Origin of the sequence: Cuniculiplasma thermophilum (assembly GCF_052315355.1) — an archaeon.
GTDB lineage: Archaea > Thermoplasmatota > Thermoplasmata > Thermoplasmatales > Thermoplasmataceae > Cuniculiplasma.
In genome coordinates, this window is record NZ_JBLSDF010000016.1 from 13,239 (window position 1) to 29,640 (window position 16,402).

The following is a 16,402-nucleotide window of genomic DNA, read 5'->3' on the forward strand; positions in this document are numbered from 1 at the left end:
AATGGTTAGAAAACTGCGAAAATTAAAATTTAATCAATTAATATCTAATACATGAGTGAATATGAAAAATTAGTACCTGAAAAGACTGCTTTGGTAATAATTGACCTTCAGAAAGGAATAACATCTATGGAAACTAAACCCACTCCAACATCAGAAGTTATAAGGAATGCTTCAATTTTAGCAAAAAGTTTTAGAGACAGAAAGATGAGGGTGTTTCCAGTCCATGTAAATCCAGCGCCTGAAATTGCCTTAAAGCCTAAGAGCGATTCCCCCATGTCAAGAAATGGACCTATGCCTGACGACTGGGCTGATTTTGTTCCGGAACTTAATATTTCAAAGGATGATATAATAATTGAGAAAAAGCAGTGGGGAGCATTTTACGGTACTGAACTGGATCTACAATTGAGGCGAAGAAAAATAGACACTATAGTGCTTTGTGGCATTGCAACCACATATGGTGTTGAAAGCACAGCCAGATTTGCCTATGAATACGGTTACAACCAGATATTTGCCTCAGATGCAATGGGTGACATGTCTGAGGAGAGTCATAATGCTTCAATAAAATACGTGCTGAAGAGGATAGGAATGGTTTTAACCACTGATGAAATATTGAAGCTGCTCTGAATTTATAGTTTCTTATAAATAATCAATATATTTATATTGTCTAATTTTTTGTGCATATATGGAGAACATAGATAAATCCACAGACGGGGATTTCCATCTGAATACAGGTCCTGATTCTAATGCAATTTCCAAATATTATTTGCTGATTGGAATAGGCATAATTATCTCCTTTGTTCCTGATATAGGTGGTCTCGGTTTGTTTATAGATTTTATAGGCTTCATTTTACTCTATATAAAGAGACATGCAATGGGAGAGTTTCAGCACAGACTCCTGAACTATGACATAATTATTTTTATATTGTCACTCTTTATCATAACTGTATCTTTTGTGGTTGCATTGGTAACGATCATAATAGGCGTTGGACCTTCTTATGGTACATCAAATTCTGGAATATCCACAGCTGTGGTTAACAGTATTTTGGGTGATGCTCTGTTGTTTGCAATTGCCCTGGATTTAATCCCCTTCGGGTTATGCTACCTGCTCATGGGATATGGTATAGTGAAATCAGTTCAGAGAAGAAACTTTTCACTTTTGATACTCCTGGGAATTGCAATATCTGTTGTCAGCGTATATATGGGAGTCACTTCACTGAATGCAAACGCCATTGTTAACAGTTCATCTAGTGGAACAAACATTAACACCACCAACATTCTTACAGGCAGTATATATGATGGTTCACTGGTCCTTTCTTTTGTCAGATCAATAATTATGGGCCTCGCTTTTATATATCTGTGGAAAGTAGTTAAGGAAGGTTATGGAGATGTTGTGAATCTTTCTTCCATGAGCTCGGTTGAACCCTACTAAATTTTTTAATTGTTCGATTAAGAATCGTTAATTAAGGCCTCCTTTCCTATTTTTCTAACCTCATCCAGAATTTCCCCGTTATCAAGACCTGTAACATCACCAATGCTGGTATCTAAAAATGCTGCTTTTAAAAGCCTTCTCATAATCTTTCCATTCTTGGTTTTTGGCAATGACGGTATACAGAAAACATATTTTGGCCTGAATGACTTTCCAAGGGATCTTTCAACCTGTTGGTAAATATTCTTTTTCACTGCTTCGTCATCATTACCGGTGTAGAAGATTACAACCGATTCCCCTTTTATGGGATCAGGGATTCCGAAACAGGCGCTTTCAACTACAGATTCCACTCGATTTGCCGCATCTTCTATTTCTCCAGGCCCAAGCCTCTTTCCTGCTATTTTTATGACATCGTCCGCCCTTCCGAGTAGTATGTAGTACCCATCTTTGTCTCGAACTGCCCAGTCACCCTGAATCCAGTAACCTTTAAACTGATTCCAGTATGTTTCCAAGTATTTTTTCTCATCTTTCCAGATTCCTCTGGTCATAGAGGGCAAATGCTCTCTTGATGCCAGAAGACCCACCTCATCTGTAATCTCTTTTCCCTCCTGAGATAATACGGTAACTCCCATTCCCAGTCCACGATACAGACACCGTGGTTTGAGTGGAATAACTGGTGTTGATGCAAGAAAGCATCCTATGATATCCGTACCACCTGAAACGTTACATATGGGGATTCTTCCTCCGCCAAGCCTTTGAAATAGATACATCCATGATTCAGTGTCCCATGGTTCACCTGTTGATGCAAAGGCTCTCAGTCCTTTGAACTCCCTTACCACACCCTTAGATTTTGCTGTTCTTACAAACGTTGGAGAGAGACCAAGAACGGTTATTTTGTTTCGCTCAACCATATCCCATACTCTCTCCATATTGGGATAGTCGACGGCCCCTGGATAAATAAATACTGTTGCGCCAATACTGTTTGCTCCAATAATTTCCCATGGACCCATCATCCATCCTAAATCGGTTATCCAGTAAATTATCCCGTCCTCTTTCAGATCTGTGTAATAATAAACCTCCTTGGTTATATTGACAATAGTTCCCCCATGAACATGTACAGTTCCCTTAGGTTTGCCCGTTGTTCCCGATGTATAGAGCATTATGGCGGGATCTTCGGAATCGGTGTGAAGACTATTTACATAAGGGCCCCCCTCAAGAAGATTGTAGAAATCATACTTATAACCACTTCCTCCTACAACTATCAGATCAATTCCTTCAATTCCCCTTATTGTTTCTGCCATTTTCACCTTTTTACCCTTTCTTTCATAGGAATCCACAGTGAAAATATATTTTATTCCGGCATCCTTAACCCTTACCTCAACGCTCTCTCTCCCATATCCCGAAAACATTGGAACAGCAACAGCACCAATTCGCATAATTCCATACATTGCTATGATTGCTTCCGGAATCATTGGCATGTATATACCTACCCTGTCTCCCTTTTTGACACCCATATGAAGAAGGGCTCCAGCCAATTTCCCGGATTTTTCGTCTAACTTCTCATATGTCAGATTCCCTCTTTCGCCATTCTCATTTTCCCATATTATGGCATCTTTCTTCCTCTGTCTGTGCCTTTCAACACAGTTAAAAGTGATGTTTATCTGTCCTCCTGTAAACCATTTTGTAAATTCCTTACCACCTGAGGAGTCTCTTATTTTATCAAACCTCTTGAAAAACCATATACCCATATGGGTTACAATGCCTTCATAGAACCTTTCCATTTCCATGTCAGCATAACTATAGAGTTCTCCAAGACTTCCCAGATTGAAAAATTTTCTTAAAGAATCCAGATTGCTCTTCTCAATTACTTCGTCATTTGGAAAATAAACGAATTCGCTGCTGTCCATATGAAGATAAACGAATACATTATAATTTAATTTTTGGGAGTATAAATTTTCATTGAACAGAAAATGAGGAAAAAACAAAAGTCGAATTTTTTGATAATTATCAAAATATGGATAAATAAGATTTGTATATTGTGATGATCTAAACCTTCATTGAATGGAAGTATATATGAACGGGAACTAGTAGGAATTCTATCTGGTAACAACAAGACAATAGAAAGAATAGGAAAAAAACTGGATTTTCTTGCAAGAGAATCCTTCGAAGATCTTAAAAAGTATCCATTTTATGTTACAAGGGCTGCAGGATCAAAGGGTGCAGACCTTGTAGCGGTGAGATTTGATATTACCTTTGTTATTGAAATAAAAAGCTCTGTGAACGATGTTCTTGCCTTTTCATCATCTTCAGGGAAGAATCAGGAACAGGCAGAGAGGCTCTCTGAAAAATGTAGCAAAGCAGGTCTCTTTCTTACATACGGTTTCAGATTGAAGAACGCAGATGGTGATCCATGGAGGATATTCAAAGTGCCCGGTGAACCGAGAGGAAGATTCAGGAATATCTATTCCATTATACCTGAAATTGAAATAAGCAAAAATGAGAACTATGTCATGAAATGGAAAAATGGCCTTCCATTACATGATCTTCTATCCTACTTGAAGGAATCACATTGACTGTTTGATTCCCTTTTCGAAGGCGTCCATTCCTTCATCTATCTGGTTATCGGTTATTATCAATGGAGGTATTAGTCTTATTGCACTCTCGCCTGTTCCAAGAACGATTACCCCATTCTTAAAGGCGTTCATCTCAACGGAATCCCTGAACTTTACGAATGGCTCCTTGGTTCTTCTGTCCTTTACAAAGTCTACAGCCTGCATCAGTCCTATTCCTCTAACATCACCAATGACATCGTACTTTTCTTTAAGCTCTTCCAGTCTCTTTCTCAGGTGGAGCCCTCTCTTTGCTGCATTTTCAACTGCATTTTCCTTTTTCATCGCTTCGATTGTAGCCAAACTTGACACCGAGGCAAGAATGTTCCCTCCGTATGTATTTGAATGCAGACCTGGCTCTGGGAAGTCCAGTTCTGATTTTATAACCACGGCGCCCATTGGAATTCCGTTGGCTATTGCCTTTGCGAGAGGAATGATATCAGGCTCGACTCCGAAATGTTCTGATGCAAACCATTTCCCTGTTCTTCCAAAACCAGCCTGAACCTCGTCCATTATCAGAAGCATATCGTTGTCGTGAGCCAATTTAATAAGCCTTTTGTGAAAATCCATAGGTGGCACTATATATCCTCCCTCACCCTGGATCGGTTCAACCATGATTGCGGCTACATTTTCCGGGGGCATATACATTTTCAGAGTGTACTTTTCAATAAAATCGATTACAGCATTGGTTAATTCCTGTGGATTTTCGTATCCGTCAATTCCAAAAACGTTTCTGTAAGGATTTGGGAAAGGCACATGCTCAACACCAGGCATTGAAGGGAAAAGCCATTTTTTCTGTATTCCCTTAGATGCTGTAAATGAAAGGGATCCCTGAGATCTCCCATGAAAACCTCCGATGAAACTTATAAATTGCTGCTTCCTCTTATTTACCTTTGCAAATTTGATTGCTGCCTCATTACTTTCAGTTCCACTGTTTGTAAAAAATACCTTCTTTGGGAATTTACCAGGGGTGACTTCTTCAATTGCCTTTGCTGCGTCTACCTGTTCCTTATAATAGAAATCTGTTCCTGCAAAATGCCACATTTTCCATAGCTGTTCCTGAACTTTTTCTGTTATATATGGATGTACATGACCCATATTATTTACACTTATTCCGGCGGCAAAATCAATGAATACATTGTCATCTACGTCTTCAACATAAACTCCTCTCCCTCTTCTTGCAACAACAGGTAAGGATTTTGTACTTGTTGCCAGATACTTCTCATCCTCTGAAACAATCTTTTTTGCGTTTGGTCCAGGGGGAGTGGTTTTAATATTAACTCCAGGTTTAAATGTTTCCTCATAATTTTCTTGCATAAAATCACCTATTTATCTATGTATATTATAAATATATAGATTGTGGAATGAAAATCGAAAATTAATTACGAAATTCGTCATGATAACTTTACATAAAAATTTATCATAGAAGGGATTACGCATTTGATGGAAAGTGACAATGAAATAAAACTCATCAAGGAATTTTATAGAGATGAGATCACCGACAGAGAATTCTATAGAAGACTTTCCTTAAGAGTCAAACAGAATAATATAAAAGAGAGACTGAAAAGCCTATCTGATGTGGAGGATTATCATGCTAATTACTGGGCAACCCGTCTTTCTTCACTAAGTTATGATAGCAAAAAACTTCAGCCATACAGGCTCAAGTTGAAATTACTTCTTATTTTTACCAGAATAATAGGTCTGAGTTTGACCATAAATTTAATGGAGAGAGGGGAAGTTGAAAGTATTATAAAATACAGAAATTTCCTTAAAAAATTAGACGATAAAGAAATTTTAGAAGGACTTTCCAGAATAATTGATGATGAAATAAGTCACGAAAATCTTTTCAATGATATGAACGAAAGGAATGAAAAGTTTGTAGATAAGATTCAATCTTTCATTTATGGAATGAGTGACGGTCTTGTAGAAGTTCTGGCGGCCATAGCCGGACTTACCGCGATTATTGAAAATAATTTCATAATAGCCATGAGTGGCCTTGTTGTGGGTATAGGCGGAACGATCAGCATGATGCTTGGAGCATATCTGTCCAAAGCCTCAGAGAGTGAATTCAGAATATCAACTATTAAAAGAGAGATGCTTGTTGAAGAAAAAACTGAAAGTGAAACCAAGGCAGTAATTAAAAAGGAGACGGGTAGATCGAAGGATTCTGCCGTAACAACAGGTCTTTCCTATGTATTTGGGGCAATTTTTCCAATTTCACCCTTTCTCTTTCCCCTTGGAATTCTGTCGCTCATCATAGCAGTAGCACTTGTAGCTATTGTTCAGGCAATCAGCAATGGACTTATTGCCATAGCCCTGAACACCTCAATACTTAAATCTTCTTCCAGAGCCGCCCTTCTTTCTCTGCTTGCAGCAGGGATAACGTTTTTCGTTGGATTTGTCTTTCACACATATTTGCATCTTTATATTACGTAAAGATAGAGAAGAAAAGGTTGAAGTGCATTTGAAAAATAGTTAGACCAATAACGTTTGTTAATTTTTAATACTTAAACAACTTTCATATGGTACAAATCTTTCAATTGGAATTTTTGAAAACTATTATAACAGGAAGAACATTCTTTTTATCACGAATAAAATTGAAGCAGAAAATATCTCAAAAAAATACGGAAGTAAGTTCGCGCTTTCAGAACTGAATCTATCATTCAATAAAGGTATTGTTGAGGGGGTTATTGGTCCAAATGGATCTGGGAAAACTACAGCACTGAGAATTATTTCAGGCATAATTAAGTACGATTCTGGATTGATAAAGATCGACGGCAACATAATGGAATCCTATGAAAAATTTGCCAGGAGGAACATTGCTTATGTACCCGAAACACCAGTACTCTATGAAACCCTTACAGGAAATGAGTATTGTGATCTTTATTCCGGTGTAAGGGGCGCAGACATTGATGAATACCAGAGCATGAAGGAAAGGATAGCTGACGCACTTGATCTCACTGAGATTATGGACAGACCTATTGGAATGCTCTCCTTTGGCACAAAGCAAAAAATAGCCATACTTTCTGCACTTTCTTCAAATCCAGAGGTTTTAATTTTTGATGAATCCTTAAATGGCCTTGATCCAACTTCAATAATTGTGGTTAAGGAAGTTATAAGGGAAATGATCAAGAACGGTCACTTTGTAATATTTTCCACACATATTCTTGATGTTGCTGAAATAATATGCAACAGGGTCCAAATTCTCGATTCCGGAAGAAAAATATTGGAAGGAAATATGGACGATCTTAAGGGAGATGGAGAGGGCGGTTTTCTTGAAAGACTATTCCTTCAAATTACTGGAAAGGAGGATATAATTGAAAAGGCAAAAAAACTGGGTGATTCTCTATTTCGATCAGAAGAATAATTTTTGAATCAAACCTCATTAATACGGAATACAGATATCAGGCATTAAAGTCATCAGAGAGGTTCAACAGAGAGTTCGAAAAGAGATCATTTTCCAGGGATTATATTCAGCGCATGATCCTGAGGTCAGGAATAATATACGCCTCCATTTTTCTCCTGTTTTCCATCCTGATTACATATAGCGGTATCGACCTTTCCTACAAGGGTATTTATGCAACGGGATTTTCCATATTTCTCTACCAGTGTGGAATAAATACCCTTGGTACTTTCATGTGGCTTCAGACTTTGAAGAATGAAAGAATAATAGATCCAGCGAAAATAATATTTATTGAAGACAGCGGCCTTGTTCTACCCTTTTCTTGGTTCATGAATACAGGTATGTATACAATGTTTCTTGACATACCACCCATCGTCTTTTACTATTATTTTAACAGAAATCTAGATGACGTGTTAATTCAGATGATATGGGGGGCAACATGCATAATTCTTGGATTTTCTATTGGCTCTGCCTTATCCATACTCTCACAAAGAGGAAACTGGAGTGGTAAGATAGGTTCTGGTATTTTCAATTCTCTTAAAATGGTGGGTCTAATTGCCATATTTATACTATTTGATATAACCGTATTCTTTCCACGATATATTTTTATATTTTCATTTTCGCTTCCATATCCCCTGGATTACATATTTCCTGTGCTTGATATAGGGTTCATTGCATTCACAAACCATGTAAATATGGATTCTATAATCGCGTCCTTTTCCTGGAGCCTTTTTTACCTCATTATTTCAGTTTACATTGCCTACTTTCTTTCGCGGTACATTTTAGATAACATTTTTGAAAGAAAGGCTCAGGGCCAATGGAAAAAAAGCAAGAAAGGAGCAAATAAAAAAAGGTTTGGTCCTATCTTTTCACTGACAATAAAGGATCTGAAGGTTGCCACCAGAGACGTGACAAATCTCTCCAGCTTTTTCTTCCCAGTATTTTTTAGTCTTCCCGCTCTTCTGGAGGTATTTGTTGATAAAAGATTTGGAAATTTTCCGCCACTTTATACCTATGCCGCCCTATTCATACTTACAACTCTGTCGGTTTCATTCTATTCAATTCAATCTCTTGTCATGGAGGGAAAAAACTTTGTAAACCTTAGAACCTGGTTAGTATCAAAAAATGAATTAATAGTTTCAAAGACTTTTTCCTCTCTTATAATATTCATTTTATTTGCAATTCCCATTGTAGTAGTAATGATTGGCGCAAATTATGGAGATATTTTTTACGCCGTTCTCATAATTATGGATGCGTCAGTGGCTTTTTTCTTCTCCTCATTGATGACGCTGTCATTTATATTATCAAAGATACCAGAGGAGGCCACAAATATTAATGTCTATTCATTTGGGGGAATCTTTGGTCTCATATTGATATTCTCAATTTCCATAATTTCCGGTGCCTTTGCTCCGTTGCTTTCTTTCACTCTGGGTGCTTTACTGGAAATCCCTGGAATAGACTTTCCATCCATATTTCTAGGCATAATACTCCTCATAAGTCTAATAATGATTCAAATAACAATCACATTCATGTCTAAGGGAGATAAGTCAAAAAGATAAGGAAAATTTATTAATGGTATATAAATGCACTCTGACTGAGTGATAATTCATGGTAAATGTCAAAGAAGTACCTGCAGACCTGCTTGTTAATGAACTTGCACTGCAGTTTGGCGAGATGAAAAATATAGAGGAACCCGAGTGGACACTCTATACCAAGTCTGGAGTTCACAGGGAAAAGGGCTGGACTCAAGAGGACTGGTACTATAGAAGGCTTGCCTCCACATTGAGAAAAGTATATGTTAATGGAGGAATAGGAATCGGAAGGTTAAGTGAACAGTATGGCGGGAAAAAGGATGGCGGTTCAAAGCCATATCATCCGGCAGCTGGAAGCAGATCAATAGTGAGACATATGTTTAACAAGCTTGAGGAACTTGGACTTGTTAAAAAGTCTGAAAACGGTAGAGTTGTAACTCCAACTGGTCAGGCGATGTTAGATAAGGCATCAAAAAAAGTCATGGAAAAACTTGCAGAAGAGAGACCAGAATTAAAGAAATATCTCTAAGGTGGTTATCGTGGAAGGGGACAGAGAACTTGAGGAACTCAGACGAAGAAAAATGGAGGAACTTCAAAGGTCCCAAAGCGAGGCTCAACTTGAGAATGAACAGAGAGCCCAGGAGGAAGCAGAAAGGGCAAGAAAACTGCAAATATTGAGACAAATACTTGATCCTGAGGCTAGGGAAAGATTGGCAAATGTCAGATTGGTTAGACCGGATATTGCCGATAATGTGGAAAATCAACTTGTTCAGTTATATACCATGGGGAGGATTAACAGGGTCATAACTGATCAGGAGATTAAACAGATTCTGTCCAAAATGACAGAAACAAAAAGGGAAACCCACATAGAGAGGAGATAATAATGAGCAGAAATAAGGAAACTGGAAGAAAAATAAGATTGATGAAAAGAACCGTGCAAAACAGAAGAGTACCTGGATGGGTGATAATGAGAACAGATAGGAAGGTTTCTCAGAACCCGTACAGAAGAAACTGGAGAAGAAATAATTTAAAACTTTAGGTGAATCAGATGGCAGATGAAGTAAGCAATGAGATATTAATGAACATACCCTTACGTAAGGCGTTCAGCAGTTCAAAGAAGAGAAGGGCAGATACCGCCATAAGGATCATAAGGGAACATGTATCAAGATACACCAAAACAGAACTCTCGCAGGTATGGATTGATGGAAAAATTAATGAAGAAATCTGGAAGAGAGGAAAATACAAAATACCAGGAAACCTGAAAGTAAAAGTTTTAAAACTTCAAAATGGCGAGACAGAAGTTTTGATGCCCTAAGATGATAAGAAAATTCTCTATTTTTGAAAGTGAATTCATAGGTCTCTACTGCAGAGCTTGGGACGATATGGCAATTGTTCCTGTGCAATTGGATGACCTTTCAAGAAAAACAATAAGCGAAGTGCTGGATGTAAGTATACAGGAAAGCAGGATGGATCCCTCTGGGATGTATGGGGTCTTCTCTGTAATGAATTCAAACGGTATAATTGTTGGTGGGAATTCAGGAAAAATTGATTTTGATCCTGGAAAGAGAAGAGTGCTGTATCTTAGAGATACTATAAATGCTGTAGGCAATGACATCGTTGCCAATGACCATGGTGCCATGGTCCACGAAGATTTTGACAATAAAAGTGTCAAGATGATAGAGGAAACACTTGATGTGGAAACTGTGAAGGGAAGAATGGGTGTTTTTCAGACAGTAGGTTCAGGAAGTGTGGCAACAAACAAGGGAATGATTGTAAATCCAGAGGTTTCTGACGATGATATTGAGATACTCAAGGATATTTTTAAGGTTCCAGTAAGCGCTGGTACCGCAAACTTTGGGAGTCCAATGGTCGGTGCCAGTTTAATAGCGAACACCAAAGGGATACTTGTTGGAGAAAAAACCACCTCAATCGAAATTGGTGGAATTGATGATGTTCTATCCTAAAGTATATCCTTAAGCTTCAATAAAGAGACCAACTCTACACCGTTTTTGCTTAAGAGCTCCTTTCCCCCTTCCTCTCTATCTATTACTGTAATGACCCTATTCACATTCAATCCCTCTTTTCTTAGGAGTTCCACAGCTCTCATAACAGATCCTCCAGTTGTGACTACATCTTCCACTATATCAACTCCTGTGTCCTTGGTTATGTTTCCTATTATCAATTTCTTCATCCCATGTTTTGACTCTTTTCTGATAATATAGTAGGGCATTGATTTTGAATATGCAAGAGCCACTACAATTGGCACCGCCCCTAATTCCACTCCTGCCACTGAGCCTGCTCTGACTCTCTCGGAAACCTCCTTAACAATCTCCTTTAAAATTTCCGGCCTTGCGCATGCATCCTTTATATCTGCGTAATACTCTGATTCTTTTCCTGATGTCAGAATGAAATGCCCTTTTTTTACAGCTCCTTCCCTTATTAAAAGATCTTTTAGCATGACTGGCTATGATTACAAGCATAATTAAATTTAAGAGGCTGAAAAATCGTGAATATGGATACACAATACAATCCATCTCTGAAACTTTAGTGATGTTTATCATAGAGAAACCGGTTATAGAATTTAACAAACGTCAGGATTACGTAAAAAATTCACTGTGATATTTTACTTTGAACTATATGGAGAGAACTTTTCACCTTTGCATGCTGGATTCTCCATATCTTTGATGTGAATAAAGCCCGCATAACAAAAAAGCTTTTTAGGATCAAAAAAAGCGCATAAGGGGCATGTTGGTTTGCCTATTCTTGATTTTTCCTCTTCCTTCTCAATTTCACCATCATATTTTCCTGATACCCTATAATTAATCAGTTCGTCGATAAACTCCTTGAATTCTTCCCTTCCGAATATATTCCCAAAAAGACCGGGGTCCATTTTTGTCTCTATACTTATCTCTGTACTTTCGTTGTCAATTTTCTTAAGTTGAAAGATGAATTTCAAAAATATCTTGGATTTGCCATTAGTTTGATATATAATTTGATCCAAGATTTTAGTCACGGAAACATTTACAACAAACCTCTTTGTTATACCGATTTTTTTAAGAATAAACACTATATCATAGGTGTTTTGGGATATTTTACTGATAGAATAGGTGTGTGGGTTGGACTTTAAAAAAATATCTGGATTGAGAATTATCTGTTGTAGATCATCAAATGATGCAGTTACGATTCCACGGGTACTATAATCCAGCATTATATCAAATATCTAAGAATACCCAATATTATAATCTTACTATTTATTAAAAATTTTAATTGCTAAAATAATATATCCAATCCATATAGAAAGTGAGCTTATTCTCATTTTTGCAAAATATTAAAATACTTCGATGACAATTGTCATACAGGTGTCCACTTTGGAAACGGTAATGGAAGAGGATGAAATAGATAGATTAGCTGAACAGGCCAGTATAAAGATAAGAGTCATAGGTTGTGGTGGTGGAGGTTGCAACACTGTAACAAGCCTGAAGAGAAGCGGTATGCAAGGGGCCGCAATTATAGCGATCAACACAGACGCCTCACATTTAAGAAGAGAGACAGAAGCTAATGCAAAAATTTTAATTGGAGAAAAAGTTACACATGGCTATGGGGCCGGGAATGATCCTGAAAAGGGAAAAGAGGCCGCCATGGACACCCAGGAAGTACTGAAAAAGGCCACTTCCAATTCTGACATAATTTTCTTGGTAGCAACTCTGGGAGGCGGAACAGGAACTGGAAGTGCACCTGTTGTTGCTAAATTTGCAAGGGAAAACAAGGCTATGGTTTTCACCTTTGTGACGTTGCCCTTCAAGGAGGAGGGAGAGGCAAAAATGATGAACGCAAAAAACTGGCTTCCCTACCTGGCAGAAAATTCGGACACCATAATTGTTATACCCAACGATAGACTCAAAACAATTTCTCCTGAATCAAATCTTCAGAAATCCTTCGAGGTAACTAATAGATTTATCATGGAGCAAATAACAGGTCTTGTTGGAACAATAAATGAGAGAAGTCATATCAATATTGATTTCGAGGATCTGAAAAAGGTTCTGTCAAAATCAAAGGCTGCTTACATCGCTATTGGTGATTCCACAGGAGGCGATAACAGAATAGATTTTGCAATCGAAAAAGCATTGAACAACCCACTTATTGATGTTGACATATCCAAAGCGAAGGGATGCCTGATGAGAATCATAGGTGGAGATATCAAGATGAGGGAGTTTGACAGGGCACTTACTAAAGTCCAAGAGATGATGAATGAAGATTGCGAAATAATTGCTGGAATTGACAATAAAGAGCAGATGGGAAGCAACATAAAGATATTCTTTGTATTTACCGGAGTTGATTCGCCATACATTATCGGATCCGGAGAGAGAATGAACGGAAAATTGTTTGGGGAAGAAGATGATGGAATTGACCCAATACAGTAAAAGCTGGATTTAATTTTTCAATTTTTTACCGTAAATATAAAAGATATCCTTACTCTAAAATGACAAATTTAATCATTATATAAATCTTACACCTTCCATGGATAAAAAAATAGTTGCATCTCTCGATCTGACTGATCGAAATCGACTCTTAAGGTTGGCAAAAATACTGGAAGAAGAGATTTTTGCCATAAAAATAAATTGGCCAACAATCCTGTCATGTGGGGTGGACATAATAAGGGATCTTTCAAGTTATGGTAAAGTCATATGTGATCTAAAAATTGCCGATATACCTAACACCAACAGGATGATAATGGAAATAATAGGAGAAAGGGACCCTTTTGGTGTAATAGCCCATGTTTTCCCCGGAACAGATTCCATTCAGGCCCTCATAGACGCATCAAAGGGAGTGAAAGTAATAGGAGTAGTCTCAATGAGTAATGATGGAGCCGACAGATATTTAAATCCACTCCATGCAAGAATTTTGAACGATTTGAAAAATACATCAGCATATGGAATAATTGCACCAGGTAATGATTACAATCTCTTAAGGGAAATTTCAAAAGACAAGGGTAATTTAAAGGTGTTCACACCTGGCATAGGTGCTCAGGGCGGGTCTCCTGCCCTGGCGGTCCGCAATGGATCTGACTATGTTATAATCGGCAGAAGCATATACAATTCCAATGATCCGGAAGGATATGTCAGATCTATCAATGAGGAGATAGAAAAAGAGATGAGCAGGAATTAAGATTGCAATTATGTCGTCATTTGTCAGACAAATGAGAAATAGCCTAATCCTATTGAAAAAGTGAAGAGAAAAATACTATGTTTATAGAAATGAAACAATACGAAAGTTATATATTATAAGGAAAAATAAGGGTTATAATCACTGCGATGTCTGATCATTATGAGTGACGTTCTTCCTGACCTTGAACAAAAAAGAGAGATTTTGCGAAATCTGGTAGAGGATCATATAAAGAAGCGAGATGAGCTTTCTCAGGAAAGTCATTATTACGCCGAAGAGAGAGATAAACTTAACCAGAAATCCAAAAGCATGCGAGAAGCTGTTATGAAAAAGATAGATGAAAAGGGGCAACTTATAGAGCAAATACAGAAAATGAGAGATGAGAAGGAAGCCCATTACAAGGAGTTTTCCGAACTAAGAAAGGAACTCCGAAAAAATAAGGAAAATGTGAAGTCTGTAGGTGTTGATCCTGCTGAACTTAGAAGGAAAGAGAAAGAGTTACAAAGACTGGAAAAGGTTCAACAGACTCAGCCGCTTGAAAAGAAGGATGAACAGAAGATTGTACTTGAAATAAGAAAACTCACTAACGAAATTAGAAAATCCAAGGAAAAACTTGAGAGCGAAATCAAGGAGAATGACCAGGTAAAGGAGATTTCTGCCAAGGTTAATGAAAAGAAGAAAATCGTCGATCAGCTTAAAAAGGAGATAGATGAGATTTCTGCCAGGATTAATTCCATTGGAGAAGAGATAAATAAGGGACTTCAGGAACTCGATGAAACTAGGAAGAAGGCCGATGAGTTTCACGAGCTTTTCATTAAATATAACAAAGAATCAGAGAAAGAGCACGAGGAATTTATTAAGGCCAAAAATGAGCTGAGAGATATAGAAAAAATGCTTGGTGGAGTTAGAGCTAAAAACAGGGCCACAAGAAAGAAGGAAAAGGAGGGAGAACTTCAAGATAGGGCGAACGACCTCTTTGAAAAATTCAAGAAGGGAGAGCAGCTCACCACTGAGGATCTCCTGATCTTACAAAAAGCCGGTTTTCTCTGACCATAAATTTACTTTTCTAAATTCTGTTGTCATTGAGTACTCTGTTTTCTTTTTTCATTAAAAAATTAAAGATTTTCTCAATTTCCTCAGTCCAGATTGTTCATAGATTCTGATGACAGATTTACATCATATATCCTTGATCCATTTTGCAAATTTAGATTGGAAGAGAGAGCGCTGTTGGAGAGTATACATTTCTTTCCGATGTTTGTATTTTTCATTATAACGGATTTTGAAATTTCACTTTCACTCCCTATGGAGCAGCCATCGAATATAATGGAATCCTCAATAGTGACATTGTCGCTTATGGTGACGTTTTCATAGATTGTACTGTTTCTAATCTTGGAATTTTCCCCTATCTTCACGTTTTCCCCAAGATAACAGTTTCCCTCGATCCTATATTTGCTGCCTATCGGTTCCTCTTTCATTATGATCTTACCATTAATTAGTTCCTTATTCACCTCTTTTCCGTATTTTGATACTATAAGGTGATTGGCAAGGATGAGTTCTCTAGGTCTTCCCGTATCAAGCCACGTACCCTTTGCTTCATATGTATTGATTGTAATACCCTCCTTAAGCAACTTTGGAAACAGGTCCTTTCCAAAATCGTATTGCATACCCTCCGGAATGTGCTTAAGGACTTCGGGTTCTAAAATATAGATTCCAGAATTCACCTTATTTGAAAATACCTCTTCCCTGGTAGGTTTTTCAAGAAATTTTTTGACCTTGCCGTCCTGAGTTTCAACTATGCCGAATTGAGTTGGATCCTCAACTTCCGTAAGTAATATTGTAACCACATTTCCACTTTTTTTATGGTTTTCAAGAGCTTCTGTTATATTAAAATCTGCCAAAACATCCCCGCTCCCAACTACAAATGTATCATCGAGAAAGTTCTCAATTATTTTTACACTTCCAGCTGTTCCAGCAGGTTCTCTTTCTACAGAAAACAAAACCTTCTGACCATCCTTTCTCTCCTGTTTGATGAGCCCGCTTATCAGGGATTCAAACTTATATCCTGTAGTTACTATAACATCATCAATGGAAGCTTCATGAAATGCCCTTAAAGAATATTCGATACAGGGAAGACCTGCTATGGGAACCAGTGGTTTTGGAATTGCGTAAGTGATGGGTCTGAGTCTTGTACCCTTCCCTCCAGCCATTAATACTCCTTTGAGTGCCATAACAGGTAAGAAGAAATTGGTTTTAAAATCTTTACAGTGTA

The 16,402-nt window shown here is 37.7% G+C and carries 19 protein-coding genes; 14 read left to right on the forward strand and 5 right to left on the reverse strand.

What is annotated here, in order from left to right:
- The first annotated feature begins 51 nt into the window (after positions 1 to 51).
- Together ACNF42_RS03980 and ACNF42_RS03985 are read left to right on the forward strand one after the other, a co-directional pair.
- Positions 52 to 624 (forward strand): isochorismatase family protein, encoded by a 573-nt coding sequence (locus tag ACNF42_RS03980; RefSeq protein WP_443339228.1) that lies wholly within the window; start codon positions 52 to 54, stop codon positions 622 to 624.
- A gap of 58 nt (positions 625 to 682) precedes the next feature.
- Complete coding sequence (locus ACNF42_RS03985) at positions 683 to 1,429, forward strand: hypothetical protein (protein ID WP_443339229.1); 747 nt, start codon at positions 683 to 685, stop codon at positions 1,427 to 1,429.
- Positions 1,430 to 1,446: 17 nt separating this feature from the next.
- On the opposite strand, the gene ACNF42_RS03990 is transcribed toward ACNF42_RS03985, so the two are convergent.
- Positions 1,447 to 3,333, reverse strand: coding sequence for an AMP-binding protein (locus tag ACNF42_RS03990; RefSeq protein WP_443339231.1), 1,887 nt, complete (start codon positions 3,331 to 3,333; stop codon positions 1,447 to 1,449).
- A gap of 150 nt (positions 3,334 to 3,483) precedes the next feature.
- Here ACNF42_RS03990 and ACNF42_RS03995 point away from each other — a divergent pair, with 150 nt between their 5' ends.
- The gene (locus tag ACNF42_RS03995; protein ID WP_443339233.1) at positions 3,484 to 3,999 is read left to right on the forward strand and encodes a PDDEXK family nuclease; all 516 of its coding nucleotides are present in this window, start codon (positions 3,484 to 3,486) and stop codon (positions 3,997 to 3,999) included.
- Here the strand turns inward: ACNF42_RS03995 and ACNF42_RS04000 are convergent.
- Positions 3,991 to 5,352 (reverse strand): acetyl ornithine aminotransferase family protein, encoded by a 1,362-nt coding sequence (locus tag ACNF42_RS04000; RefSeq protein WP_443339234.1) that lies wholly within the window; start codon positions 5,350 to 5,352, stop codon positions 3,991 to 3,993. The genes ACNF42_RS03995 and ACNF42_RS04000 overlap by 9 nt on opposite strands.
- Positions 5,353 to 5,478: 126 nt before the next feature.
- Between ACNF42_RS04000 and ACNF42_RS04005 the strand changes: the two genes are divergently transcribed.
- The 8 genes from ACNF42_RS04005 to ACNF42_RS04040 all read left to right on the forward strand — a co-directional run bounded on the left by ACNF42_RS04005 (position 5,479) and on the right by ACNF42_RS04040 (position 10,934).
- Positions 5,479 to 6,471: a VIT1/CCC1 transporter family protein gene (locus ACNF42_RS04005; RefSeq protein ID WP_443339236.1), complete on the forward strand. Its 993-nt coding sequence runs from the start codon at positions 5,479 to 5,481 to the stop codon at positions 6,469 to 6,471.
- Positions 6,472 to 6,685: 214 nt separating this feature from the next.
- On the forward strand, positions 6,686 to 7,402 hold the full coding sequence (locus ACNF42_RS04010) for an ABC transporter ATP-binding protein (protein WP_443339271.1): 717 nt from the start codon (positions 6,686 to 6,688) through the stop codon (positions 7,400 to 7,402).
- 113 nt (positions 7,403 to 7,515) lie between these two features.
- Positions 7,516 to 8,997, forward strand: coding sequence for a permease-like membrane multi-spanning protein (locus ACNF42_RS04015; RefSeq protein ID WP_443339237.1), 1,482 nt, complete (start codon positions 7,516 to 7,518; stop codon positions 8,995 to 8,997).
- Between the two features lie 49 nt (positions 8,998 to 9,046).
- Positions 9,047 to 9,499, forward strand: coding sequence for a 30S ribosomal protein S19e (locus ACNF42_RS04020; RefSeq protein WP_443339238.1), 453 nt, complete (start codon positions 9,047 to 9,049; stop codon positions 9,497 to 9,499).
- A gap of 10 nt (positions 9,500 to 9,509) precedes the next feature.
- A complete protein-coding gene (locus ACNF42_RS04025; protein WP_443339239.1) occupies positions 9,510 to 9,851 on the forward strand; it encodes a DNA-binding protein in 342 nt (113 codons plus the stop codon).
- Positions 9,852 to 9,853: 2 nt separating this feature from the next.
- The gene (locus tag ACNF42_RS04030; RefSeq protein WP_443339240.1) at positions 9,854 to 10,009 is read left to right on the forward strand and encodes a 50S ribosomal protein L39e; all 156 of its coding nucleotides are present in this window, start codon (positions 9,854 to 9,856) and stop codon (positions 10,007 to 10,009) included.
- A 9-nt stretch (positions 10,010 to 10,018) separates the two neighbouring features.
- Positions 10,019 to 10,285 carry a 50S ribosomal protein L31e gene (locus tag ACNF42_RS04035; RefSeq protein WP_443339241.1) on the forward strand — a complete coding sequence of 89 codons (267 nt, stop codon included), beginning with the start codon at positions 10,019 to 10,021 and terminating at the stop codon, positions 10,283 to 10,285.
- Between the two features lies 1 nt (position 10,286).
- Entirely contained in the window at positions 10,287 to 10,934 is a 648-nt protein-coding gene (locus tag ACNF42_RS04040; RefSeq protein ID WP_443339242.1) for a translation initiation factor IF-6, read from the forward strand.
- On the opposite strand, the gene pyrE is transcribed toward ACNF42_RS04040, so the two are convergent.
- Positions 10,931 to 11,428 (reverse strand): orotate phosphoribosyltransferase, encoded by a 498-nt coding sequence (pyrE, locus tag ACNF42_RS04045; RefSeq protein ID WP_443339244.1) that lies wholly within the window; start codon positions 11,426 to 11,428, stop codon positions 10,931 to 10,933. The genes ACNF42_RS04040 and pyrE overlap by 4 nt on opposite strands.
- Positions 11,429 to 11,593: 165 nt before the next feature.
- A complete protein-coding gene (locus ACNF42_RS04050; RefSeq protein ID WP_443339245.1) occupies positions 11,594 to 12,178 on the reverse strand; it encodes a hypothetical protein in 585 nt (194 codons plus the stop codon).
- A 160-nt stretch (positions 12,179 to 12,338) separates the two neighbouring features.
- On the opposite strand from ACNF42_RS04050, the gene ftsZ reads away from it, so the two are divergent.
- The 3 genes from ftsZ (at position 12,339) to ACNF42_RS04065 (ending at position 15,183) form a co-directional block, all read left to right on the forward strand.
- A complete protein-coding gene (ftsZ, locus tag ACNF42_RS04055; protein ID WP_443339246.1) occupies positions 12,339 to 13,391 on the forward strand; it encodes a cell division protein FtsZ in 1,053 nt (350 codons plus the stop codon).
- 97 nt (positions 13,392 to 13,488) lie between these two features.
- Positions 13,489 to 14,136, forward strand: a complete 648-nt coding sequence (pyrF, locus tag ACNF42_RS04060) for an orotidine-5'-phosphate decarboxylase (RefSeq protein WP_443339247.1) — start codon at positions 13,489 to 13,491, stop codon at positions 14,134 to 14,136.
- A 159-nt stretch (positions 14,137 to 14,295) separates the two neighbouring features.
- The gene (locus ACNF42_RS04065; RefSeq protein WP_443339248.1) at positions 14,296 to 15,183 is read left to right on the forward strand and encodes a coiled-coil protein; all 888 of its coding nucleotides are present in this window, start codon (positions 14,296 to 14,298) and stop codon (positions 15,181 to 15,183) included.
- 86 nt (positions 15,184 to 15,269) lie between these two features.
- Here ACNF42_RS04065 and ACNF42_RS04070 read toward each other — a convergent pair whose 3' ends face one another.
- Positions 15,270 to 16,361 carry a nucleotidyltransferase family protein gene (locus tag ACNF42_RS04070; protein WP_443339250.1) on the reverse strand — a complete coding sequence of 364 codons (1,092 nt, stop codon included), beginning with the start codon at positions 16,359 to 16,361 and terminating at the stop codon, positions 15,270 to 15,272.
- Positions 16,362 to 16,402 lie beyond the last annotated feature (41 nt).